Here is a 23,035-nt window from a genome sequence, read left to right on the forward strand (position 1 = left end):
TTAAAGGATTCTACACTGTTAAGATAATCGGCAACGGCAGATAACTTGGTTTCTAAAGAGTATTTCGTCATAAAAAACTACACCTCCAATTGTTAGACTGTGTCTAACAATTGGGGTGCAGTTCATTGTCAACTAAAGACAACAAGTGCTTTTTATTTTGAGATTACAACATAGGGTACTGGTAAAATTGATTATGATGAATTGAAAGTACGGCTTAAAGAACGTTATAAAAGATTTGTGGATGATACGAGACAAAATATACCACAAACAAGTACAGAATTGCTTCCAAATGAGTTGAATCATGAAAAGTTTGGAAGGTTGCCCAATGCAAAAGGAGACAATATAACAGGTCACCATATGCCGCCTAATAAATATATGCAAGAAGAGTTTGAGATTATAGTTATGCGATGTTCTTAGAGCATCCGCATCCAGGACAAGGTGGATGGCATAGGAGAACTTTTACATATGGATTGAGTAAAAGAACAAGGCCAGAGGTGATTTATATATGTCTTTGAAGCCATGGGATTCTCTAGCGTTTGATATTAATGATTCAAGGCGAATTATGAAAGAAGATGGATTATATAACAAAGAAAATAGAGAGAAGCTTAAAGAATATATTGATTACTATAAAAAATATGAGCATAATGATTTGAAGATATTTGGCAAGCCAAAGTAACAGTGGATAGAAAGGAAGGAGAGTACAATGGAATTTAAAGAGGATATTTCTATTTTATACAAAATGCGTTTTCTAGAGAATGAAGGAGATAATATTGAGGAGTTTGAAAATATTCTCAATGAATTATCACATAGAGGAACAAACAATATAATCCCTGATCTTTGTACAATTTTTGAGAATGATATCGCTGAGCCATCAGCTGGTGATTACCTTATTGAAACGATATTTTATATTGCTGAACATTCCGGGATGGAGGAAGGACTATACAAATTAGCTATTGGTATTCCTAAAATGTTACCTCATGCAGAATTCTGGGCGGAAAGAATTCATCGGACACTTTTAAATTCAAAAGGTTTAGTAGTATCTTATATTAATGCATTAGAAAATGTAAATAGCTCAACAAAACAAATAATTAAAGGAATTCTTCTTGAGATAAGAGATGACGATCCAGATTTATATTTAGAAAAAGTTAATTCAATCTTAGAGAAATTAAACTAAAATAAAAAAGCGTTTGAATCGAGAGGATTTGCCAATAAATAAAAGGGAGAATTAAAATGAGAATAAATGATTCAGTTTTCGGTAAACTCGAATATGATTTTATATGGTCTAAGGATACTACCATTAGTTTTTTGGGAAATGAAGTCGAAATAGCATTGATAGTGAAGGGTGATGAGTCTGGTCAATTTGATGAAGAACAATATGTAGCATACACCTCGCTTATGCAAAATTGGGAACACTTGCAACAAAGTTTTTTGCAACCGATTTTAGAGTATTATAAACAAGAGCGACATGAACTAGGTTATGATATTGAAGTAAATGAAAGTTATCCATTAGTTGAAACAACTGATCAAATACTAGAAATGATCAATTTAGATGGAATTATTGTTCCATATGTGGGTATTTTTGAAGGACGAGATATCAGAATTACATTTAAATGTACATGGGATATAGAAAATGGACTAGGGCTTCGTCTATTAGATGAACAAGTAACTGAAGTAGGTTACCAAGATGTTGTAATTTAAAATAGGCTGTTAAAAAGTACATACTCCATGATGGTTGTACCATCATAAAGTATTACGTGCAATGATAGAACAGAAAACGAAGTACGAGCTTAGGCGAGATGACATTTTATTGGGCGATGAATATAAACACATGGACTGTATATTAAACTAATGAGCTCGTACAAACTCGTTAGTTTTAACGTAGTAGTTTTCATGACGTACAAAAGGTGTCATACTGTTACTACGAAACTTACAAATTTATGCTACTTAAAAATACATGAACTTAAAGCACTTAATTGTCTATGATAGGCAACAAGTGCTTTTTTAATTGATTGGTATGCTTTAACTTCATAAATAGTTGGTAAGTTGGAAGAAATAGCGGCATTCATGAATAAGTTGCCGGGTAGTATGAAGAATCTCGGGGAGAAGATTAAAAATATTAACTTCCTGAATGTATCCGATGAACTTTCAGTAGCTGGATTTTGGGATATAGGAGAAAGAAAAACACTTGGAGCGTTATTTTCTGTTGCTAAGAGTGAAACTAAGGGGCAAGCGCAAAATGCAAACCGGTTATCTGGGGAGAAACTTCCTGCAGAGGGGGTTACTGGAGCTGATAGGTTAAAGTAGCTCAATTTGCAAAATTTTAGAGAAACAATGATAACTGACTTAAATAACTTTAGAAAAGATTTATTCAAAAGTGGAAATGCAAAGGATATAAGCAAAATTTGTACTATTGTTGATACGGAAAATCCATCCTTAAAAGGTATTGCAGGTAGTGGTAATTGGAAGTATAATCCAACCGTAATTGATCATAGAGGGATTGATCCTAGAGAATTTTGTAAAACACCTGAAGATTACACTAAGTATAATAGAAGTCTATTATCGAAAGAGTATATAGATAGTTTACCTGATAGCTTTTTTATTGGAAAAAATAAAGAATTTATAAGAGAAGATATGGCTAAATTAAGAGCTAGTATAAAAAAAGTAAGAGCAGAAGCAGAAAAGTTAAGACCGCTTAATAAGTATGGAGAACCGAGCTTTCAATATGAGTGGAATATTGATAATTGTGCAGAGGTTTGGAGCGCAAGAGATGCAATATTAAAAGGCGCAAGATATGATAATTTTATCGTTAGAACGAGGTGGTTTTGCTGAACCTTGTGAGAATTGTAGTAGAACGTTTTTTGATTTCTATAACATTGATTACTAGGAGGAATGAAAATGGAAATATCAAATAAGACAATAGAAGAATTAAAAAAAGCGGGATGGTATGAGGGTAGAAAAATAGATATATCAGAAAATGTAAAGTTTCTTGAAGAAAGAGGCTTTGAAGTTTTTGAAAGTGCAAAAAAATTTATGGAGGAGTTTGGAGAATTACGAATCAATGTTGAAAAAATTTGGCCAGATGGATTGGTCATATCTAAACATACCACTTGCATTAAGGAAGTGATAGGTGTGTTAGATAGTTCGTGTTTTGGTTTAGAAAATTTTATTGATGATAAAGTTATTCCTATAGGCTCACTCTATAATTTTGAAATAGATTTATACATATCAGAATCAGGAAGAATATTTAAATCAATAGGATGGGTAGGAGATAATGTTTTGGAGGCACTTGAAAATGTTATTCTTGAAAAAGAAACAGTGATTTGGGATGAATTTAAAGGGTAATAATAATTTTCTAATGAAAAATTATGTCCTAACTTACTGCATAATTGTAATTAAGTAGTGAGTAGGGGCAAAGGAAGCAGAGTGATAGATAAGATTAAAAAGTGATTTTGAGTTGATGAAACTAAAAAAGTTTTAAAATACCTTGTCACTTAATCATCTTTTGCTCTAAATGAAAGATGTAATGAAAAGAAAAAAATAGATTTATATTATAACTAAGAATAGAACCAATGTTTCTAATGGAAGAAGCGTTGGTTCTATTTTTATGCAAAGAAGCAGGAGGATTAATAATAATGTATCTGAATGTAGAAAGAAAAACAGATATGACCATATACAAACGTAAAAATAGTTAGAGAAAATCTGGATTCAAGGCTGCAGCTGATTTGATTTCACCGAGTATGCCGAAAAGCCAGTTTGATGAAAAACTAGTTGCAGCCAGCAAAGAACTAGAGGATACAATTCAAAAAGTACAGCAATTTGAAAGCAAAAAAGGAAAAAGAAATGCGGAAAACATTCTCGATGCCCTAAACAAACAAGTTCAAATTGCAGGGAAGATGAGTAGTTTATTTTATACTAATTCGCAACTTCAAGCTGAAAGAGAAATGATGAAAAAGCAAGAGGAATGGGCGGAACATCATCCAGTGGAGGCTTGGCTTCAAAACTTTTCCAATGGTGTTGGTGAGAAATGGGATGTATTGGGAAAGGGTACAAAATGGGTAGGGGAGAACTTTCCATTACTGAAAGGACTTTCTGATGATGCCTTGGTGTTAGAAGGTTTTATAGGCGCAGAGCTTTCTGAGTGGGGTTATAACTCGATACGTGGCGTAGAAACAGAACAATGGCCAGAAGAAGTACAAATTCCAAAGAATTCTGATGTCTTAAGGGTTGATGGATACATTGATTGGGGGCGAGTACCAAACGACGGCTATGTTGTAAATAAAGATGGGAAAGTCATGAAGGATGAGTATACACTAAAAATAGGTGAAGTTAATGACCGATATGGACCGTCAAATGGTACGTATACATCACCTGTGGTAAATGGAAAACCTTATAGTTACGACGAGAGAGCACTTCCGTATTTGGAAGATGTGAGCAAATACCATCAATATGAGGTTGTAGGTGATTTCTCGAATGTAAAAACCTATATTGATAATTGTAGTGATTCTACACTAAAAGCACAGGTAGATGCTGCTATTCAAAAGTACAATTGTGGTGATTATAGCAAATTAAAAGCACAAATTGGAGAGGTAGCTCCAGGTTTTGGGACAATAAAAGGGGGAACACAAATACAACTTCCTTTAATGGTCGAACAATTAGAAGGATTGAAATTATTGAAACAAATAAAATAAGGAGGATAATTTTAATATGACAAGAGATGAGGCAAAACGAATCCTATCAGAAGAAGGATTAAAATATTATAACTGGTTTCATGAAAAAGATGTGGATCCGGATGAGGTTCTAATTTATAAAGAAGATAATAAGTGGGTTGTTTGTGCAACTGATGAGAGAGTGAGTATTGTAGAAACCTCGATTGCTCATTATGGTAATGAAGAAGAGGCATTAGATGATTTTATTAAACGAGTAAGATTGGAAAAGATATTAAAGCCATGAAGATAAAAAGTTGAATTAATTATTTTTTAAGTTAGTCCTCAAAATCATCAAGATTATAAATTTTTTTCTCAATAACTTTCCCATCATCATTTAGCTTGACTTTCGTTCGTACTTCTTGATCGTAAGGATTAGGATGTTTGTTCCCATCAAGTATTTCTCCAAATTCATCGTAACAGAAGTAATCATTATATCGATTTTACAATCTTTTTGAGTTTTTGATCTGAGACGGCTTTTTTAATCGGAAGTATATCTTTCACTGTCCGTTTTGAAGAGTTAATATAGCTTTTTTAGTACTCTCGAATATGTTTTAAAGAAAAATCCCACCACTCTTCTTGGGTTAACCCCGCCTCGTATTTATCCCATTCTAAATTTATATCAAGTCCATGAACTTTCAGAGCTGGATTTGGGAAGGTAGGAGAAAGAAAAACACTTGGGGAGTTATTTTCTGCTGTTAATAATCCTAGAACAAGGTTACCGAGAAATGATGGTCACTGGAAAGGTGATCCAGGTAATGGGAAATGGTATTCTGATAAAACTAAAGTTAAAAGTATAACGAATGGTGAAGGTGTAGAATTTATTGATGGTAGACCTAACTTCACACCTTGGAGTAAAGGTTCTATAAAATATAATGAAGGTATGTTAAATGGCTCTAAAAATGATTTTAATTTAGTGTATGAAAAAATTATGCAATTAAAAGGGTTTAAATCAAAGAATCAAGGAAAGGCCTGGTTAAAAGAAAAAAGGTTAACACCTCACCATAAAAGTTCTACTGAAATTGAGTTAATTCCAACAGATTTACATGCTAATATACCACATATAGGTTCAGCATCAGATTAAAGAGGAGGAAAATAAAATGAACAAAATAATAAAGCAAGTATTAAATGAAATAATTGATTCGGAAATGGTAGTATCAAAAAAAGAAGATGCATATAAGTCAATCGAAACAATTGAACGAATATATGGTGTAGATTTACCATTAGACTACAAAGAGTTTTTGCTTGAATATGGAGGGTGTTTTATTAAGGATAATAGAATGTACCAGCCAATTGAAGTTACCCCTGTAACTCCCAAGAATGGTTTTGACTCGATAGGTGGCTTTTATGGTATTACTAGTGATGCCTATGAAATTGAATCAATCATTCAAACTTATAAGGATATTTTAGGAAGTAGTGTAATGCCTATTGCAGATGCAGACGGGGGAGATTTAATATGTATAGGCTTAAAAGATAAATACAGGGGTAAAATTTATTATTGGTATCATGAAGGTGAAACAATAAACGAAGATGGAAAAGAATATTATTATCTTATAGCAAACTCTTTTGAAGAATTTATTTTAAAATTTTCAATTCATGAAAGAAAAAAAAGTGTAAATTTAGATGACATCGAACTCTTTTTAGACGAAGACTTATTAAAAGATTAATATGAATAAGACTCAATTTGCAAAAGATATTAGAAGTGCCATAAAAAGTGGTAAATTGGATACTTTAAGAGATTTACTTGAGAAAGAACCAGAAATGTTAACATGGATGACACCTTTTGGTACGTGGTTACATGTAGCGGCAGCTCATGGACATTTAGAGATAGTAGAATATCTTATTAATGCTGGAATAGATATTAATGCACAAGGTGGAACTTTCTCAACAAATGCTCTTGAAAGAGCGACTACAAAAGGACATTTAGAGATTGCTGAATATCTAATTAGTCGGAATGTAGAGATAGATATTAGTGAACCAGATAGAAATCCTCTGTTTGCTGCAATATACGGTGGGCATTTGGAGATTGTTAAATTGTTAGTTGAGAACAATATAGATATATCTATAAAATACTCTGGTGACACCATGAAAGATATGGGAGCTTATGAATTTGCTATTGAAAGAGGGCAAACAGAAATTGCTGAATATTTAATGCAGAAGATGTATGGAAAAAAATAGGTTGTTAAAAGTACATACTTCATGATGGTTGTATCATCATAGAGTATTATGCGCAATGATAGAATAGAAAACGAAGTACGAGCTTAGGCGAGATGACATTTTATTGGGCGATGAATATAAACACATGGACTGTATATTAAACTAATGAGCTCGTACAAACTCGTTAGTTTTAACGTAGTAGTTTTCATGACATACAAAAGGTGTGGTTTTCCTATTTTTAAAGGAGATAACTTAAAATTCACGTTAAAATTAGATAAAGAATATTATGTTATGAAAGATACAGCTCAGTTTAAAGAGTGTACAAGGATATTAAAAGAGGCAATTGAAAAAGGTAAAGTACCACGGGAACTTTTTACCCCACAACAGCTTAATCAGATTGAAAAGGGGAGAGCAAGAATAAAGGGGCTTACTTGGCACCATCATCAGGTTCCTGGAAAGATGCAATTAGTATTAACAGACATTCATGGGGTTAACCATCTTGGTGGAAATAAATTATGGGGAGAGGGTATTAGATGAGAAAAGATTTAGAGTGGGAATATGCTGATGCAGAAGTATCAGAAACTAAGATTAAAGAAATTGGATTACAATTAGGCTTCCAGTTACCTCAAGATTATATTGATTGTGTAAAAATAAATGGAGGTGCGAGTGTATTACCAGAAGAATTTAATGTAGGCAATGTAGAGCGTTGCTTTGGTAGTTTATTTAGTTTTGATGAGGAAAGTAGTGAGTACATTATTAAAAAGTATGAAATATACAAACCTACGCTTCCGCAAAAGATTTTCCCTATTGCAATTGATCCAGCTGGAAATTTAATTTGTTTAGATTATAAAAATAATACAGAAAACCCAATTGTAGTTTTTTGGGAGCATGAGAATGCTGGCGAAAAAGAAATGTTAATGCGTCAAGAAGGTTTAACAGAAGCACAAGTAGAAGAACTGGCAAGAGAAAATGTATTTTACATTGCAGATACATTTACTGATTTTTTAAGTAAATTACACGATTAAAAAATATAATGATGAATGAATAATAAAGTATATGTGAAGTGGATAGAAAAAATAATAGGGTGTTTGAAAATACATACTCCATGATGGTTGTACCATCATGGAGTATTACGTGTAATGATAGAATAGAAAAAGAAGTACGAGCTTAGGCGAGATGACATTCTACTATGCGACGAACATAAAGACATGGGATGGACATGAAACTAACGAACTCGTACAAACACGTAAGTTTTAACGTAGTAGTTGTCACGAAATACAAAAGGCGTCATACTATTACTACAAAACTTACAAGTTTAATGCTACTTAAAAATAGATGAACTTAAAGCACTGGATTGTCAATTATGGCAACGAGTGCTTTTTTGTGTTTTAACGTGAAAATTTAAAAGGGAATTATAATTTTATAAGTGTATTAACTGTTAAATTTTATAGATTGTAAGGGCTGTGAACAGTGTATGATGGTAGTAGAGGGGAAAAATAAGGACCTGTTGCAAAGTTTAAAGAAAGCATAAACAGATTGGTAAATGAGGAAAAAGGAGTAGGAAGTAGCTAGCAATTGTTGAAATTCATTGCATGTTGAAAAAGTGGAGTCTCTTTGCAGACCTTTTCTGAGGTTAAGAATGGAACGAAGGGTACGGTTAAAGGAGGCTCTGGCAGTAACATTTCAGACAATATCTCAAAAGAAATTAAAAAGTTAGATAAAGAAATAAAAAGACTGAAAAAAGAGGAAAATGACAAAGAAGTCAAAAGATTAACTCGAGAAAGAAATAAATTGGCCAACAAGTTGGATACGAAAGATATTATTAGTGATCGTTATGACTTGGAGGTTCCAAAGGAGCATGAAAGAAAATCGATAATTCAAAATATTTTTCTCATGATAAAGGTGATTTTGGGGAAGAAGTGACAAAAATCTTAGCTAGACAAAATAATTTAGGTAAAGACGTTTCCGATCTATTCCAAGTGGGGAGAAACGGCATAGATGCAGCGTTCCTATCGGAAGGGCCGCCGCCAAAGTTAACGATTATTGAATCGAAGGCATCAGATTCTGCTAGTTTTAGTTACTCGGATAAACAGAAAAAGGGCGGAGATAAGTACTTCCAAGACATGGTTGAAAGCAAAGATTCTAGGTATGCCAGTTTTAAAGATAACTTAGCGGAATTGAAGGAGGAGAATCCTGGTCTAAAATTCGAATTTATTAGAGTTGAAACAGATATCAAGATCACTGATATTGGATTCGGCGTTGATGAGTTACAGGTAAAGAACTGGAAGAAAATAGATTAATTCATAGGGAGGATACAATGATAAACCAAAAAAAGTTAGAAATGGCTTTTAAAAGATATAGCAAAAATTTTGTGGATGGAATCAAATTTGAAGATGTTAAAGATAAATATAATGTTAGTAGAAGAAAGATTGAGAAAATCGTTGAGCAAAATGAAACAGAGAAAGATCACATACTATTAATAAATCTAAGCAAAATTTTCTCATATCACTTGTCACTATGGAAAAACGATGTATTGATTAGTGGTGGAAACAATGCAGAAGGACTAAAAAACATGCAGAAGGTCTTATTTTACCAGTGCATGGGACAGGATCTCTATACAAGCAGGTATCCAGGGATGATCTTGGGATATACGTTTAGAGAAGTCGTCCTCACATTAGTTCATTTTGCAATGTATGGATGGGAGAAAGAAGAAAATATATTATATGATTTTATGGCTCATCACTTCGGTGGACATTTAATAAATGCCAATGAAAAGGATAGACATATTTGGTTTTTGCTAGAGCTGTACTTGCAGTATAAAAATAAAACCATCATGGGAACGAATGAAAAATTGCATCTAGCCGTGATAAATAAGTTTAAGGAAGCTGAACTACGATGCGACTTAATCCCTGAAGACCTGAACATTTATGATGAAGTGCTGGGACGTTGGTCGACTGGTAATTTAGAAGAAATAGAACATCTAATTTCGATAATGTCACAGTATCATTCTGCATTAGCTTCTGAAATCGGACAGTTCGGTGAATTTGGTGATTTCAGATACGGATTTTATCCTTTTGAAATCTTATTCTTGATCCATGTAAGGAAACAACTAGGGTTGCCAGTACCTACTCAATTCGATAATTTTCTGATGAATACTCCAGAAGCGAAAATGGTATTTGGAGAACGTGAGCCATACCCTGAGTGGGATCCCGTGCTTCAGATGATCGATCAATTTTATCGTAAAAACTACCCGGAATATATTCCTAACAAGCATGGAGAATTATTTCAATAAAAGGGAGGAAGCTAATATGCCTGATCAAGGGATAGCACAGATTATATTTCCTGATAGCAAGGATTTGGAAACGTTTTTGAAGGAGCAAGGAAGTTATGACTTACATGAAGACCTATTAAAATATGGATTGACGACGAAACAGTTTTTATACGTTGACTATAAAGGTGAGCAATACCAAGAAATTGTCAATTTTATTCTTGATTACGAATTTGCCCACCAAATTGAATTAGCAACACAAGAAGAACTCGAGAAATTAGAAGCATTTCATTATGAATTTTTACCTGAAAAGATCAAGGAGGCCAACAAAATACTGTCACCAAAGGGGTATGGACTATTTTCATATCCAAATTCGGGCGACTTCTTCGCACTATTCATTGTAAAAATAGAGAATATAACAAAATTGCTGCAAGAAGAAGTGCTGCTTGATGATAGAATTCCTTTTCAAGAAAGGTGTATCAAGTATTATAGATAGGCTTAAGATTGTACGTCTTCAACCTTGACTCCGGTCAAGGTTTCCTTTTTTGCTCTAAATGAAAGATGATTAAGTGACAAGGTATTTTAAAACTAGTTTTCAGTTCCATCAACTTAAAATCACTTTTTAATTTTATCTACTACTCTTCCCCCTACTCACTACTTCATTACAATTATGCAGTAAGTTAGGACATAATTTTGCTTTGAAAAAGTATTATTACCCTTCAAATTTATCCCAAATCACTGTTCCTTTTCCAAGAATAATATTATCAAATGCCTCCAAAGCATTATCTCCTACCCACCCTGTTGATTTGAATAGTCTTCCTGATTCTGATATGTATAAATTTAGCCCGAAATCATTTAGTGAACCTACAGGACTAACTTTTTCATCAATATAATCCTCTAAACCAAAACACGAGCTATCTAACACACCTATCACTTCCTTAACGCAAGTGGTATGTTTAGATATTTTCTTAGACCCATCTGAACGAATCGTTTCAACATTGATTCGTAATTCTCCAAACTTCTCTATAAATTTTTTGGCACTTTCAAAAACTTCAAATCCTCTTTCTTCAAGAAACTTTACAGTTTCTGATATGTCTATTTTTCTTCCCTCATACCATCCCGCTTTTTTTAATTCTTCTATTGTCTTATTTGATATTTCCATTTTCATTCCACCTAGTAATCAATATTATAGAATACTATTACCCTTCAAATCACTGTTTCTTTTCCAATCTGCGATAGTGCAACCAGAAACCATTATGTTCCCAAACAAGAATTTTTAATTTATCGCGTGAGCGATTGCAAAAAACAAATAAACAAGAAGAAAAGGGATCTAACTCAAATGCTTCTTTTACAATAGCTACGTACGGGTAATACCGTAAGTGATTATCTTGATGATATAATTGTGAACGGGAATGTCGATGCCGCTAAGATGAATAAGCTTAAAAATGCTATTCAAAATAATACTTTTAGTAAAGAAGAGTTGGCTGAGATTGGTAAAAAGATATCTGATTTAGGTATTACTAAAGAGTATAATGAAGCATTAATTAAAATGAATTTTGGTAAGTATCTTAAAGGACTAATAGGTGACCCACCTGCTGATATGATAAATCCATATGCACATCATATTTTATTTAAAAAAGGTTTAGGTGAGGCTCAACAAAAACTTGTTCAAGAAGGTCAAGAATTATTAAGAAAGCATGGGATAGAACCGATAATTGATAACGAAAATCTTGTTTGGGCACCAATTAGAATCACTGGACAACACGGTATAGAACGTCTTCAACATATTGTTGATAAGTTGAAAGAAGTAGATGCTATGGGTGGAACTCGAACTCGTAAAAGAATGGTTAAAATACTTAAGCTACTAGGTGAAGAAGCAGCAACAATGAAATAAAGATACTTTAGGAGGATTCTATGAATAAGGAAAAAGCAATAGAAATTTATGATTTAATTGACGATGGTGATATAGAACAAGCGAAAAAGATAATTATTATTGATAAAAGTTTGCTTGATTTTGTAACACCATTTGGAACGTGGCTACATGTTTCGGCTAGAGCTGGTGAACTGGATATGATAAAATTTCTTGTTGAATCTGGTATGGATATTAACCTTAATGAAGGTGTACCAAAGTCAGCGCCTATTGCACATGCAGCTAGTGAAGGTGAAATTAGTATTGTAGAGTACTTATTTGATAATGGTGCAATATTAGATGTTAGTGACCCAAATAGAAATCCTCTATTCTCAGCGATTTATGGTGGGCACCTTGATATTGTAAAGTATCTTGTTCAGAATGGTATTGATATTACTGTAAAGTATACAGGGGATACTATGAAAGATATGGGAGCTTATGAATTTGCTATTGAAAGAGGGCAAACAGAAATTGCTGAATATTTAAAGCAGAAGATGGATGAAAAAGAATAGGTTTTAAAAAGTCGATACTCCATGATGGTTGTATCTTACAAACTTAGAAAACAAATGATCTTAAAGCACTTGATTGTCTATGATAGGCAACAGGTGCTTTTTTTATTGATTGGTATGCTTTAACTTCATAAATAGTTGGTAAGTTGGAAGAAGTAGCGGCATTCATGAATAAGTTGCCGAAAAGTATGAAGAATGTCGTGGAGAAGATTAAAAATATTGAGATCCCGAATTTATTCCATGAACCTTCGGCAGCTGGCGTTGGGAGTGTAGAGGAAAGAAAAACACTTGGATCGTTATTTTCTGTTGCTAAGAGTGAAACTAAGAGTACGGGTAAAGATGTAAGGAATATCAATGAAATTAGAAAACAAAATACAGAAAATATAGAAAAGTTCGTTAAATGTAATAAAAAGTTTGAAGAAGTTCTTGATGATTATTCTCTTATTTATGGAGAGATAGTAAACTCAAATAAACCTTGGTCTTGGCAAGATAATTTTATTGGCAAACTATCTGGAAGGCAAAGGAGGATGATAAAAGAACGGGCTCTAGAATTGCATCCTGAGATACCTCAAGTTGAAGTGGAAAAAATAAAAGGATTAAAATTTGAGTATGCCGACTTTTAGGGAGCGGGTGTAGTATTGTTTACAGATGTACTTCCAAAGGAATTATGGTTAGCAAAAGACGATGCGCAGTTTAGGTGGCTAAATGAAAGATTACCAAATAAAGTGCAACCTGAGGGCACGACATGGCATCATAAAGAAAAAGATGGAATAATGGAGCTTGTGCCATTTGGTATTCATAATATCACTAAACATAATGGGGGAAGGACAAAAGAACATTGGGCAGACGCTCCACGACATTAAATAAATTAAAGGGTGAAATATTATGAAAATTAATAAAGAAAGTATAATTTATCCTATTCCAGATAAGGATTTAATTACACGCGTGGAAGAAAATTTTGAAATTAAGTTTCCCGTGGACTTTACAGATTTTATATTAAAAAATAATGGTGCTATTCCAATAACTAGATTTTTTAAATATAAGTCTAATAGATATGTAGTTGATCGTTTTCTTTGTCTATTGGATAATCCAGATGAAAATGACAGAGGTATGTACGATATAAAGGTTGTATTCAGTCAATTAGATGAAAGAATTGTTTCGGATGAAGATTCTACAGGTGCTGAATTAGTACCCTTTGCAGCTCTGTTTGCGGGGAATTTTGTTTGTTTAGATTATAGCGAAAGTAAAACAAATCCAACAATTTGCATTTGGTATAACGAAGATTCAAGTGAGTTTGAACCAGTTACAGTAAAAATTGCAGATAATGTAAATGATTTTCTAAGTATGTTAGAGGAATAACATTTTCTGTAAAAAGATGGAGTGTTTTTAATGGAAATAAAAAAAGAATCTATAATTTATCCGTTACCATCTGATAGTTTAATATTAAGGAAAGAAGAATTTTGGAGAGTTCAACTACCGATAGATTATAAGAATTTCATAAAAGTTAATAATGGTGGTTCCCCAGAAAAGAAATCTTTTGTGTGTAATAACCATAGCTATGCAGTTATTAGGTTTTTATGTATTCTTGAAGCCCCAGAAAATATTGAAATAGGTATGTTTGATATTGATGTAACTTGGACTCAGCTAGATGAGAGACTTACGGATGATGGAGATTTACTGGGAGTAGCCTTATTACCAATTGCTGTATTATTTGCCGGTGATTTTTTATGTTTAGATTTTAGAGAATCAAGAAATAACCCTAAAGTTTGTGTGTGGGATCATGAGAATTCTGCTGAACTTGAACCAGTAAGTTATCATGTTGCAGATACCTTCGATGAATTTATGGGTATGCTTCACTAATACATCTATCTAGACAAATCACATGATTAAAACTAGCTAAAGGAACTCTAAAAAAATGAGGAGTGATAATATGGAATATAGTGGAATGGTTTCGGTCTGGTTTGGGGTTTCTAAATCATTTGAGAGCCTTGAAGAGTATGTTGATATAGAATATACGGAAGATGGAGATTCAATAGACTCAAAGTTTGGAAAAAACTTTGAATTTGATTATTATGATGAAGATAACATTGAAATTTGTTTTTATGAAGATCCTAAAAATAATGTAGAAGATATTTTAAAAGATTTTTCTTATAGTGAACTAATTATCCCAAAAATAAAAGAGTTAATAAATGCTGATAATTTAGTATACAGTATTGATTCTGTTATTGTACTCTATGATTTTAAATACAATGAAGCGAAAAGTGAAGATGAATCCGAAAATATAGAAATTAAATTTATTGGTAATGTACTATACAAGTAGCTTGTACAAGTTCGTTAGTTTAAATGTACTATTTGTTATGAAATACAAAACATATCATATTATCAGTATCAAATGATTGTATGCACAAACTTAAAGTGACTAGTGACTTAAAACTTTAGAACACATATGAATTGAAAGCACTTGATTGTCTACGATAGACGACGAGTGCTTTTTTGTTTAAGCATGAAAAGTGAAAAGAGCGTTATAATTTTATAAGTGCACTGAGGGTACGGGTAAAAGTAGTGCTGAAGTAAGTGAAGTTAAAACATTAGTGGACAAAGGAAAGTAGTTTACAAACGGTAGAAAAAATAGGTTGAAACCGAATATTGGGTATAAAACAGGGGAGTACGACTATTTTTATGAAACAGATACCCTTGGAAAAATTGAAAAATTTGAAACAGATAAGCTACAATTAACTGAAAGAGAGAAGAGACTATCACATAGTAAAAATACACCAGGAAAAGTAAAGGGACAAGATAATGTGGGGCACGTAGCAGGTGATAGATTTGATGGTTCACCTAAACTAGATAATTTAGCTTCTCAATTAGAGAAAGTTAACAAAAGTATATATAAGGGAATAGAAAATCAATGGGCAACAGCGTTAGAAGAAGGGAAGCATGTCAAAGTAAAGGTTGAAATTAAATATGATGGAGATAATTTACGACCATCAGAATTTAATATGCAATACGAAATAGATGGAAAATATTTTGAGCGTGATATTTTAAATTCAAAAGGAGATTATTATGAATAAGGTATTTGAAGATTATTTTAGTGAATTACAGGCAGATATGGTCTCTATATGTTTAGAATACGTAGAGGATAGAGCAAATAAAATATATATTTATTGCTCTTATGAAGATAATATTATAGCAAGTGACTATTTCTATAATATAAATGGAGTAATGGTAGAACGCCATAAAATAAATGACATTATAAGTAGTAATGAAGAAAAATATGATACCTCTATAGAACGACAAAAAGGTGTTGTTAGAATAATAAATAATGACATAAAGAATATGATTAGGCTATGTAAAGAATATAAAAGAGAAATGCCAACAGAAATGAAATTAGTATATGATGTATTAAAAAATAGCTTGAAAGCAGAATACAAATATGATTTGGTATATTCTAATGATCCAATTAAAGAAGCAGATGATATAGCTATGGAATGGTTCAATGAGTTAAAAAAAGGAAATTAGATGTTATTTAAAAATAGAAAGATACTTAATTCAAGAGTATAAAGTCTTGAATAGCATCTTTCTATTTTTTTGTTACTAGGGGTTTGACAATGTTAGTCTATTTGAATAGTGTAGTTAATTTGAGTCAATATCGTGGACACAAAAAAGTTAAATCTAAGCGATTTCTTTAACCAAATTTTTTATTGCTTGAGAAGTTTTATAACGGGTGTTAATATAGCTTCGCTTACAGTTATAAAATCTCTCAATGTATTACAATAATACTAGAGTTGCTTGCTTAAACGTGACGTATTGTGTGCAGTGTACTTTTTTTAGAATGGCGTGAAACGACTTGATACAAGTGTTATCATATGGACACTTCCTCTTTGAAATCTATTGTAAAAGGTAAGAACTTCATGAAATTGCGTCCATATAATCATACGAATATACATGAACTTAAAACGCTTGATTGTCTACAATAGATGACGAGTGATTTTTTGCGTTTTAGCATAGAAAAGATACATTATATTTTTATAAATTCATGAAGTGTTTTATAGATTATAATGGTTATGTATAATGTAAGACCGTAGTAGAGAAATATTATAAAAAGTGTCAAAGCAACAACCAACCATGGATTAGTAGCAAAATTGCACTTGGTAAGCAAGACTCTTCAGTTCTAAAGAATTAATCTAAGGAGTGAAAAAGTAGTATGAAAGAATTTGAGGATAAATTTAGTGAATTGCAAGCAGATATGATATCTATATGTATGGAATATATTGAGGATAGAGCGGATAAATTATATGTTTATGCTTCTTGCGAAGGAAATATTATTTCGAGTAAGTTCTTTTATTTAATTAACAATAAGTACGTAAAATGTCATAAAGTGAATGATGTATTGAAGGATGGAGAAGAAAGATACGATGTGTCTCCAAACAGAATGCTCATGGTATTGAACATAATAAATGAAGATATTGAAAAAGTAGAAGCATTATGTAAAGAATATGAGAGAGAGATGCCGACAGAGATGAAATTAATCTATAATGTTCAAAGTGGCAACTTTAAAGCTGAATACAATTATGATTTGGTATATACGAATGATGATGTTAAAACGGCGAATCATATTGCTGATGAGTGGTTTGAAGAAGTGAAAAATAATAACCTTTAAAAGGTAGTAATAGTTATATCTAAGTTGAATGGATAACTCATGGTGGTTGTACCATCATGGGGTACTATATGCAATTCTAGAATAGAAAACGAAGTATGAGATTAAGCGAGATGACGAATTACTAGGCGATGAATATTAATACATGGAATCTATATGAAACTAACCAACTCGTACAAGCTCGTAAGTTTTAACGTATTACTTGTCACGATATATAAAAGGTGAGGAAGTCAAACTTCCTAATGTTAAAACAGAAAAGGTTACCTTTAATAAAAGAAATCCAAATGACACAGCTCAATTGCGAAGGGATTTTAATAAGGTCAGGAAAAATTTGATGAAATCTATGGCTGATAATCCTGAAAAAATAAAGGAATTAAAAAAATCTGGAATCTCAGATAATGATATTGAAGATATGAAGGAATACGCACTAGTTCCTGACGGTTGGCAAGTCCATCATAAAACTCCTTTGGATTAAGGGGGTACCAATGATGTGGAAAACTTAGTTCTAATAAAAAACCATCCCTATCACAAGGTTATTACAAATGAACAAAATTCATTAACAAAGGGTATGAAACCTGGGGACAGTAAAATAATAGATTTTCCTATTCCAAAAGGAGACATTTATCCTCCTAATAAGGAATAAATATTTTTTAAAAGGGGATTATATGTGGAGAGAACAAGTTAGTCAGATTTCCAAAATAAGAGAGAAACGAAATGGAAAACTCAATTTACCTACCAATGAAAACGAGTTATCAAGATTTCATAAATCTGTAGTAGAAAAATTTGGTGAAGATATACTGCCACAGCAATACTATGAATTTTTACAAACAGTTAATGGAATTGAATTTAATGGACTTAAATTTTATGGGATTGACCAAAATTTTTTGGATTCTAAGCCAATAAATCAGGTGGATAGTTTTTTTGATGCCAATGAAACATGGGAGTCAATTAAAGACGAAGATGAGCTGGTTTTTTTTGGAGATTCAGATATAGCTTGGTATTGCTATAATGTTTCTAAAAAAAGTTTTGTTGAACTAGATAAGCCTTCAGGTGAGCATATGGAAACTTTTTGCGATTTTGATACTATGCTTGAATCTGCTTTCTCTGCAGCACTTAGTTAAATGTACAATCCGCCGTCAACTTTTAGAGGGTGGAGAATGTCGTGAGCACACAGAAGCTGATCAACCGCTAACCGTTTAAAGGTATGAGATAATAGCAAAGGAATCTGGATATTTATTACTGGGATCAGTAAAGAAATTGAAGATTCCAAATCACTACTTCTGACCTTGATTGGCTTATGCCTTTCAAGGTTTTTTTTAGAAAAGAGGGTTTTTCAAGGGAAGAAACCGGTTATACGTGAAATTTTAAATAAAGCAGGAGGTAAATAATATGCCATTTGAAAATGAATTAAATAAACTTTATCGTAAAATTGCTGAAAAGATAAACGATTTGATACCTGTTGAATGGGAAGAGTTTTACTTTAATGGTGAGGTAAAAGATGGGGAAGGAGGAGTTTATTTTTTCTATACAACCTTAGATGCAAAACAAGAATATAAATATTCACACTATATACCTAGAATGTATAATGTTGATAGAAAAATTTATAATCAATTTCTGCATGAATTATTTGATTTGACAGTTCAATTACAACAAGTATTTATTGATAATCAACAAGAGGCGTGGTTTTCAGTTACAATGATTGTGAATGGTGAAGGGAAATTAAAAGTTCGATTTAGTTATGTTAACTGGAATGATTCAGAATTTGGACCTTCAGATAGAATTGAATATTTTGAGTATAAATATTTAAATAGAGAACTAACAGATGAAATAGACAAAGAACTGATGGCAAGAATGGAAAAGTATGAAGAAGAGCGATCTTAATAAAAAAACATCATTAAGTTTTTTATATTAGGACCGAATACATGAATGAAAAACAAAGTATATGTGGAATGACGGTATGGCAATGAATGTAGAACAGCCAAAAACAGGTGGAAGACATAGAAGGACTGAGACATACGGTCGAGATATGACTAATGAGGAAAAAGCATACTACTATTCTTTAGAGCCGCGTGATGCTCTTGCTTTTGATTTGTTGAATTTGAGAGAGTATGCTAGACAAGTAAGAGAGGATTATTATAAAAAAGAATTAAAGAAAGAATGATGATTTACTTTACTAGTCTAATAGTAGAAACATTATAGTTTTCAATTTTATTTGTCTTATGTTTTTCAATAATATCTAATTTTATGTAACTACTCAGCCACCCTATAAAAAATCGACTGAAAAGCATTTTTAAAATGGTCGAGGGGGACTGGCCATGCATAGAAGCGGTCAGGGCCTATTTCTGCCACGCGCAAAGTTTTAAAACAAAGAAAGACAGCGAAGTGTATGTCCATTTTTATCTTCATGGCAGAAATCTATATGATGAAAAATGAGTACCTTTTACCAAACTTGTAAATGAAATATATGGCTAATTAGTTACAATTTTATTAATTCTTTTAAAAGGAGAAGTTTATATGGACAGCAAATCTGAGATCAAGAGATTATATAGTTGTAGATTTTTAAAAAATCAATCGGAATGTGAAGAGTTTGACAATGTATTAGAAAACTTAGCAGATTGTGATGATGAAAAGCTTATTAAAGATTTGTGTATGGTATTTGAGGATGAAACACAAGAGGAAGAAGTTATGTTTGGTCTAGTTCATTTTATTGAAAGTTTTGAAATGGAAAAATATCTAACAGAGATGCCTAAAGCTTTACCAAAAATGGTTGAGAGTGCAAAAGAGTGGGCAATGCTACTAAACATAAGAATTTTAAATAACGATTTATATAGAAGTGAGTATGCTAAAATTCTTGTAGGAATGAATAGTGATATAAAATTAACAGTAATCAATTTGCTTAATGAAATTATTTCTGACGATCCTAAAAGATTCGAGGACGTTGCTAATGAAATTCTTAGCGGGCTAAAAGAAGTTGATAGAAAATAACTAATGATGAGGAAGGGTTACTATGGAAGGCTCAAAAATAATTTTATGTATACCAGGGTTATGGAAAAATAGAAGTGAAATTGTTGAATCAGTGGTAAGACAAAGTGAAGGATATATTTTTGCAGGAAATAGTATTGGTAAGCTTGGTGAACCAATAGGATTTTTTGAAGCCGAGATTTATGGGTATGATGAACATTTGGCGGAAGCTTTCGAGATTGCAGGGAATGGTAAATTTACAGAAGAGCAACTTGATTGTATTAAAAACCATTTCTTAACTGTATATTTTGTTGGAGAAGGCGGATCTATTGATAAAGTAGTAAAGATACTTGAAGTTGCGAATGTACTTTTAAAGGCTGGTGGACTTGGGGTTAAAGTTGAATCATCAGGTACTGCAAATACCATTGAAGAGTGGGCTAATATATATAATACAAATGAAACAGTAGATTTATTTCAGGCTTTTGTAACAGTAGTAGAAGAAACAGATTTTTACTACACATGTGGAATGCATTGTTTTGGATTACCAGATGTTATTGCTTTTAAAAATCAAGTAACAACACAATATGCTCAAGATTTGATGCGGATTTTTTGCTTATACAATCTTATTGAGCAGCCTAAATTAGAAAATGGCTCTACGTTTAGTATAGATGAGAACAGTCCGAGTTTTATTTTAAGGTATGCTGAGTGTAGGCATTTTCCAGAAGATCATGTATTTTATAATAAATATGGTATATGGGCATTAGTTAAAAAAAGTATTTAAGTTTATTATGAAATTATTTCTCTTCAAAAGGAGAAGTAAATGAAAAAGTAACTGTCTATTATTACCCCTGTCAAGTAGACAGGGGTAATAATAAAAATACATTAAGCGGCTTGAGCTCTGAATTCTAAAGGACTCAGGCCGTTTATTCGTTTCTGGTAGCGATGGTGATTATAAAAATGAATATAGTCATCAATCGCTTGTTTTAACCCTTCATATGAAGCGTACTTACTCACACTTCAATGTGCCCCAAAATGCTTCAATCGGTCCATTATCAATACATCGATCAACACGTGACATACTTTGCGTCATATTTGCTGCGTCTACGATTTGCTTAAATCCTTTTGATTGTTGTAAAGCGGTTAAGGGATGGTGAAGCTGAGGGCGGTGACCTTGACGATATTGTTGACGCTCTTGAAGAATTAGCTAGTAGAAGATAATTGAATTTAAGGAGGTAATGTTATGGATGAAAAAAGTTCAAATAAAGCAATAAGAAATGCAATTAAAATTGGTGATATTAATGAAGTAAAACAATTAATAGGTAATGATAAAGAAATTTTGAACACAGTGACTACATTTGGAACATGGTTACATGTAGCTGTCAAGAAAGGACACCTTGAAATGGTTGAGTATCTAATTAATAAAGGTATAGATATTGATGCTAGAGGTGGTACATTTGATGCTTCTGCATTAAATTTAGCAGCAGGAGCGGGGCATTTGGAAATGGTAAAGTATTTAATTGAGGCTGGCGCAGAATTAGATGTGAGCTTAGCAAAAAGAAATCCATTATTTGGTGCGATTTATGGTGGACATAAAGAAGTAGCTGAGTTTCTAGTTGAAAAAGGAATAGATATTTCAATTAGATACACTGGAGAAAATATTAAGAATATGAATGCTTATGAGTATGCTAGAGAATTTGGGCAAACAGAAATTGCTGAATATTTAAAGCAGAAGATGGATGAAAAAGAATAGGCTGTTAAAAAGTACATACTCCATGATGGTTGTACCATCAAAAATAAATGGAAAATCCGGGCATCTTGGCGGCGTGGGAGAGATAAATGCAGGAGCGTTTAAGCCAAGAGAATTTGCCAATAAATAGAAAGGGGAAAATTCAAAATGAAAATAAATGATGCAGTTTTTGGCGAACTTGAGTTTAATAGCTATGATTGGATTGGATATAAAAACATTGAGTTTTTTGGGAACGAAGTTAAGGTGGCGTTAATAGTCAGGGGAGAAGATGATGGTCAGTTTGAGGAAGAACAATATATGGCATATAATTTTTTAATAGAAAGATGGCAACAATTACAACAAAGTATTTTGGATCCTATATTAGATTATTATAAACAAAAAAGATATGAACTTGGTTACGATGTTGAATCTAACGAAAATTATCCTTTAATAGAAACAGCTACTCAAATTCTCGAAAAAATAACCTTAGTTGGAATTTTTGTTCCAGATAATGACCTTATCGACTTTCTTGATATCGGACTTACGTTTGACTGTACATGGGATATGGAAAATGGATTAGGCCTTTGTCTTGTGAAAGGTGAAGTAACTGAGGTAGGTTATCAGGACGTTGTACTTTAAACTTCGAAGCCTATTTTTATAAAGACAATAAAATTGTTTTTTTATTCATTCGGAATATATGGGCTGATAGAATTAAGAGATAGTTGAAGTGTACAAAAAAAGAAAAGGTCATTTTGAAGTACGCACTCCATGATGGTGCAACCATCATGGAGTACTATGTGCAATGATAAAATAGAAAAAGAAGTACGAGCTTAGGCGAGATGGCATTTTACTGGATGATGAATATAAACACATGGAATGGACATAAAATTAACGAACTCATACAAACTCGTAAGTTCTAACGTATTACTTGTCATGACATATGAAGGGTTTCATACTGTTACTAGAAAAATTACAAAGTTATGCTACATAAAACCATTTGAATTTAAAGCACTTGATTGTGAACTGCACCCCAATTGTTAGACACAGTCTAACAATTGGAGGTGTAGTTTTTTATGACGAAATACTCTTTAGAAACCAAGTTATCTGCCGTTGCCGATTATCTTAACAGTGTAGAATCCTTTAAA

General features: G+C 32.4%; 40 protein-coding genes and 1 pseudogene. 38 read left to right on the forward strand and 3 right to left on the reverse strand.

What is annotated here, in order from left to right; translation table 11 throughout:
• Nucleotides 1-201: 201 nt before the first annotated feature.
• The 18 genes from AAIE21_RS27975 (at nucleotide 202) to AAIE21_RS28060 (ending at nucleotide 10,624) form a co-directional block, all read left to right on the forward strand.
• On the forward strand, nucleotides 202-417 hold the full coding sequence (locus tag AAIE21_RS27975) for a hypothetical protein (protein WP_343269700.1): 216 nt from the start codon (nucleotides 202-204) through the stop codon (nucleotides 415-417).
• Between the two features lie 88 nt (nucleotides 418-505).
• Nucleotides 506-676, forward strand: a complete 171-nt coding sequence (locus tag AAIE21_RS27980; RefSeq protein WP_343269701.1) for a hypothetical protein — start codon at nucleotides 506-508, stop codon at nucleotides 674-676.
• 27 nt (nucleotides 677-703) lie between these two features.
• On the forward strand, nucleotides 704-1,174 hold the full coding sequence (locus AAIE21_RS27985) for an Imm30 family immunity protein (protein WP_078214654.1): 471 nt from the start codon (nucleotides 704-706) through the stop codon (nucleotides 1,172-1,174).
• Nucleotides 1,175-1,230: 56 nt separating this feature from the next.
• Nucleotides 1,231-1,698, forward strand: a complete 468-nt coding sequence (locus AAIE21_RS27990) for a DUF6985 domain-containing protein (protein WP_343269702.1) — start codon at nucleotides 1,231-1,233, stop codon at nucleotides 1,696-1,698.
• A 345-nt stretch (nucleotides 1,699-2,043) separates the two neighbouring features.
• Nucleotides 2,044-2,304, forward strand: a complete 261-nt coding sequence (locus AAIE21_RS27995) for a hypothetical protein (RefSeq protein WP_343269703.1) — start codon at nucleotides 2,044-2,046, stop codon at nucleotides 2,302-2,304.
• A 6-nt stretch (nucleotides 2,305-2,310) separates the two neighbouring features.
• Nucleotides 2,311-2,829 (forward strand): hypothetical protein, encoded by a 519-nt coding sequence (locus AAIE21_RS28000; RefSeq protein ID WP_343269704.1) that lies wholly within the window; start codon nucleotides 2,311-2,313, stop codon nucleotides 2,827-2,829.
• Between the two features lie 66 nt (nucleotides 2,830-2,895).
• Nucleotides 2,896-3,342 (forward strand): SUKH-3 domain-containing protein, encoded by a 447-nt coding sequence (locus tag AAIE21_RS28005; protein ID WP_343269705.1) that lies wholly within the window; start codon nucleotides 2,896-2,898, stop codon nucleotides 3,340-3,342.
• 380 nt (nucleotides 3,343-3,722) lie between these two features.
• On the forward strand, nucleotides 3,723-4,688 hold the full coding sequence (locus AAIE21_RS28010) for a TNT domain-containing protein (RefSeq protein ID WP_343269706.1): 966 nt from the start codon (nucleotides 3,723-3,725) through the stop codon (nucleotides 4,686-4,688).
• Nucleotides 4,689-4,704: 16 nt separating this feature from the next.
• The gene (locus AAIE21_RS28015; protein ID WP_097885003.1) at nucleotides 4,705-4,950 is read left to right on the forward strand and encodes a hypothetical protein; all 246 of its coding nucleotides are present in this window, start codon (nucleotides 4,705-4,707) and stop codon (nucleotides 4,948-4,950) included.
• A 636-nt stretch (nucleotides 4,951-5,586) separates the two neighbouring features.
• The gene (locus AAIE21_RS28020; RefSeq protein WP_098218902.1) at nucleotides 5,587-5,787 is read left to right on the forward strand and encodes an HNH endonuclease family protein; all 201 of its coding nucleotides are present in this window, start codon (nucleotides 5,587-5,589) and stop codon (nucleotides 5,785-5,787) included.
• Nucleotides 5,788-5,803: 16 nt separating this feature from the next.
• On the forward strand, nucleotides 5,804-6,370 hold the full coding sequence (locus tag AAIE21_RS28025) for an SMI1/KNR4 family protein (RefSeq protein ID WP_078214517.1): 567 nt from the start codon (nucleotides 5,804-5,806) through the stop codon (nucleotides 6,368-6,370).
• 1 nt (nucleotide 6,371) lies between these two features.
• Nucleotides 6,372-6,881, forward strand: coding sequence for an ankyrin repeat domain-containing protein (locus tag AAIE21_RS28030; RefSeq protein ID WP_016128622.1), 510 nt, complete (start codon nucleotides 6,372-6,374; stop codon nucleotides 6,879-6,881).
• A gap of 186 nt (nucleotides 6,882-7,067) precedes the next feature.
• Nucleotides 7,068-7,397, forward strand: coding sequence for an HNH endonuclease (locus AAIE21_RS28035; protein WP_343269707.1), 330 nt, complete (start codon nucleotides 7,068-7,070; stop codon nucleotides 7,395-7,397).
• Nucleotides 7,394-7,885, forward strand: a complete 492-nt coding sequence (locus AAIE21_RS28040) for an SMI1/KNR4 family protein (RefSeq protein ID WP_002110829.1) — start codon at nucleotides 7,394-7,396, stop codon at nucleotides 7,883-7,885. The genes AAIE21_RS28035 and AAIE21_RS28040 overlap by 4 nt, the downstream gene beginning before the upstream one ends.
• A gap of 589 nt (nucleotides 7,886-8,474) precedes the next feature.
• The gene (locus AAIE21_RS28045) at nucleotides 8,475-8,783 is read left to right on the forward strand and encodes a hypothetical protein (protein ID WP_328027785.1); all 309 of its coding nucleotides are present in this window, start codon (nucleotides 8,475-8,477) and stop codon (nucleotides 8,781-8,783) included.
• On the forward strand, nucleotides 8,780-9,160 hold the full coding sequence (locus AAIE21_RS28050) for a hypothetical protein (protein ID WP_044440971.1): 381 nt from the start codon (nucleotides 8,780-8,782) through the stop codon (nucleotides 9,158-9,160). The genes AAIE21_RS28045 and AAIE21_RS28050 overlap by 4 nt, the downstream gene beginning before the upstream one ends.
• Nucleotides 9,161-9,177: 17 nt before the next feature.
• On the forward strand, nucleotides 9,178-10,152 hold the full coding sequence (locus AAIE21_RS28055; protein WP_343269709.1) for a hypothetical protein: 975 nt from the start codon (nucleotides 9,178-9,180) through the stop codon (nucleotides 10,150-10,152).
• Between the two features lie 16 nt (nucleotides 10,153-10,168).
• The gene (locus AAIE21_RS28060; RefSeq protein WP_018782240.1) at nucleotides 10,169-10,624 is read left to right on the forward strand and encodes a DUF6630 family protein; all 456 of its coding nucleotides are present in this window, start codon (nucleotides 10,169-10,171) and stop codon (nucleotides 10,622-10,624) included.
• Nucleotides 10,625-10,840: 216 nt separating this feature from the next.
• Here the strand turns inward: AAIE21_RS28060 and AAIE21_RS28065 are convergent, their stop codons facing one another.
• On the reverse strand, nucleotides 10,841-11,290 hold the full coding sequence (locus tag AAIE21_RS28065) for an SUKH-3 domain-containing protein (RefSeq protein WP_343269710.1): 450 nt from the start codon (nucleotides 11,288-11,290) through the stop codon (nucleotides 10,841-10,843).
• A gap of 49 nt (nucleotides 11,291-11,339) precedes the next feature.
• Entirely contained in the window at nucleotides 11,340-11,483 is a 144-nt protein-coding gene (tnpB, locus tag AAIE21_RS29710; RefSeq protein ID WP_481858722.1) for an IS66 family insertion sequence element accessory protein TnpB, read from the reverse strand.
• Between the two features lie 47 nt (nucleotides 11,484-11,530).
• Here tnpB and AAIE21_RS28070 point away from each other — a divergent pair, with 47 nt between their 5' ends.
• The 17 genes from AAIE21_RS28070 (at nucleotide 11,531) to AAIE21_RS28150 (ending at nucleotide 20,945) form a co-directional block, all read left to right on the forward strand.
• Complete coding sequence (locus AAIE21_RS28070) at nucleotides 11,531-12,022, forward strand: type IV secretion protein Rhs (protein WP_343269711.1); 492 nt, start codon at nucleotides 11,531-11,533, stop codon at nucleotides 12,020-12,022.
• Nucleotides 12,023-12,042: 20 nt separating this feature from the next.
• Entirely contained in the window at nucleotides 12,043-12,549 is a 507-nt protein-coding gene (locus tag AAIE21_RS28075; RefSeq protein ID WP_328059034.1) for an ankyrin repeat domain-containing protein, read from the forward strand.
• A 143-nt stretch (nucleotides 12,550-12,692) separates the two neighbouring features.
• On the forward strand, nucleotides 12,693-13,169 hold the full coding sequence (locus AAIE21_RS28080; protein WP_343269712.1) for a hypothetical protein: 477 nt from the start codon (nucleotides 12,693-12,695) through the stop codon (nucleotides 13,167-13,169).
• A gap of 15 nt (nucleotides 13,170-13,184) precedes the next feature.
• Complete coding sequence (locus AAIE21_RS28085) at nucleotides 13,185-13,409, forward strand: HNH endonuclease (protein ID WP_328059036.1); 225 nt, start codon at nucleotides 13,185-13,187, stop codon at nucleotides 13,407-13,409.
• A gap of 22 nt (nucleotides 13,410-13,431) precedes the next feature.
• Nucleotides 13,432-13,905: an SMI1/KNR4 family protein gene (locus tag AAIE21_RS28090; protein WP_343269713.1), complete on the forward strand. Its 474-nt coding sequence runs from the start codon at nucleotides 13,432-13,434 to the stop codon at nucleotides 13,903-13,905.
• Nucleotides 13,906-13,935: 30 nt separating this feature from the next.
• Entirely contained in the window at nucleotides 13,936-14,406 is a 471-nt protein-coding gene (locus tag AAIE21_RS28095) for an SMI1/KNR4 family protein (protein WP_343269714.1), read from the forward strand.
• Between the two features lie 70 nt (nucleotides 14,407-14,476).
• Nucleotides 14,477-14,866 (forward strand): immunity 22 family protein, encoded by a 390-nt coding sequence (locus AAIE21_RS28100; protein WP_328059040.1) that lies wholly within the window; start codon nucleotides 14,477-14,479, stop codon nucleotides 14,864-14,866.
• A gap of 313 nt (nucleotides 14,867-15,179) precedes the next feature.
• On the forward strand, nucleotides 15,180-15,617 hold the full coding sequence (locus tag AAIE21_RS28105; RefSeq protein WP_328059041.1) for a DNA/RNA non-specific endonuclease: 438 nt from the start codon (nucleotides 15,180-15,182) through the stop codon (nucleotides 15,615-15,617).
• Nucleotides 15,610-16,065 (forward strand): DUF600 domain-containing protein, encoded by a 456-nt coding sequence (locus AAIE21_RS28110; RefSeq protein WP_328059042.1) that lies wholly within the window; start codon nucleotides 15,610-15,612, stop codon nucleotides 16,063-16,065. Before AAIE21_RS28105 ends, AAIE21_RS28110 begins: the two co-directional genes overlap by 8 nt.
• Nucleotides 16,066-16,750: 685 nt before the next feature.
• Nucleotides 16,751-17,206, forward strand: a complete 456-nt coding sequence (locus AAIE21_RS28115; protein WP_105587840.1) for an immunity protein YezG family protein — start codon at nucleotides 16,751-16,753, stop codon at nucleotides 17,204-17,206.
• 331 nt (nucleotides 17,207-17,537) lie between these two features.
• Nucleotides 17,538-17,678 (forward strand): hypothetical protein, encoded by a 141-nt coding sequence (locus AAIE21_RS28120; RefSeq protein WP_343269715.1) that lies wholly within the window; start codon nucleotides 17,538-17,540, stop codon nucleotides 17,676-17,678.
• Nucleotides 17,679-17,693: 15 nt separating this feature from the next.
• Nucleotides 17,694-17,846 (forward strand): hypothetical protein, encoded by a 153-nt coding sequence (locus tag AAIE21_RS28125; RefSeq protein WP_328059045.1) that lies wholly within the window; start codon nucleotides 17,694-17,696, stop codon nucleotides 17,844-17,846.
• A 22-nt stretch (nucleotides 17,847-17,868) separates the two neighbouring features.
• Nucleotides 17,869-18,324, forward strand: coding sequence for a YrhA family protein (locus AAIE21_RS28130; RefSeq protein WP_343269716.1), 456 nt, complete (start codon nucleotides 17,869-17,871; stop codon nucleotides 18,322-18,324).
• Nucleotides 18,325-18,592: 268 nt separating this feature from the next.
• Nucleotides 18,593-19,084 (forward strand): immunity protein YezG family protein, encoded by a 492-nt coding sequence (locus tag AAIE21_RS28135; RefSeq protein WP_328059046.1) that lies wholly within the window; start codon nucleotides 18,593-18,595, stop codon nucleotides 19,082-19,084.
• 76 nt (nucleotides 19,085-19,160) lie between these two features.
• Nucleotides 19,161-19,364 (forward strand): hypothetical protein, encoded by a 204-nt coding sequence (locus AAIE21_RS28140; protein WP_343269717.1) that lies wholly within the window; start codon nucleotides 19,161-19,163, stop codon nucleotides 19,362-19,364.
• 353 nt (nucleotides 19,365-19,717) lie between these two features.
• On the forward strand, nucleotides 19,718-20,188 hold the full coding sequence (locus AAIE21_RS28145; RefSeq protein WP_343269718.1) for an Imm30 family immunity protein: 471 nt from the start codon (nucleotides 19,718-19,720) through the stop codon (nucleotides 20,186-20,188).
• Nucleotides 20,189-20,210: 22 nt separating this feature from the next.
• A complete protein-coding gene (locus AAIE21_RS28150) occupies nucleotides 20,211-20,945 on the forward strand; it encodes a DUF4261 domain-containing protein (protein ID WP_343269719.1) in 735 nt (244 codons plus the stop codon).
• Between the two features lie 101 nt (nucleotides 20,946-21,046).
• On the opposite strand, the gene AAIE21_RS29715 is transcribed toward AAIE21_RS28150, so the two are convergent.
• Nucleotides 21,047-21,178 (reverse strand): IS3 family transposase, encoded by a 132-nt coding sequence (locus tag AAIE21_RS29715; protein ID WP_390220339.1) that lies wholly within the window; start codon nucleotides 21,176-21,178, stop codon nucleotides 21,047-21,049.
• Between the two features lie 226 nt (nucleotides 21,179-21,404).
• Between AAIE21_RS29715 and AAIE21_RS28160 the strand changes: the two genes are divergently transcribed.
• From AAIE21_RS28160 to AAIE21_RS28170, 3 genes and pseudogenes are all read left to right on the forward strand, one after another.
• A complete protein-coding gene (locus AAIE21_RS28160; RefSeq protein ID WP_343269720.1) occupies nucleotides 21,405-21,914 on the forward strand; it encodes an ankyrin repeat domain-containing protein in 510 nt (169 codons plus the stop codon).
• A gap of 22 nt (nucleotides 21,915-21,936) precedes the next feature.
• Nucleotides 21,937-22,041 (forward strand): annotated as a pseudogene (locus tag AAIE21_RS28165) (HNH endonuclease); the annotation flags it as partial.
• A 17-nt stretch (nucleotides 22,042-22,058) separates the two neighbouring features.
• Entirely contained in the window at nucleotides 22,059-22,529 is a 471-nt protein-coding gene (locus AAIE21_RS28170) for a DUF6985 domain-containing protein (RefSeq protein ID WP_343269723.1), read from the forward strand.
• The last annotated feature ends 506 nt before the right edge of the window (nucleotides 22,530-23,035 follow it).

It is taken from the genome of Paenibacillus sp. 102 (assembly GCF_039549175.1).
Classification (GTDB): Bacteria; Bacillota; Bacilli; order Bacillales; family Bacillaceae_G; genus Bacillus_A.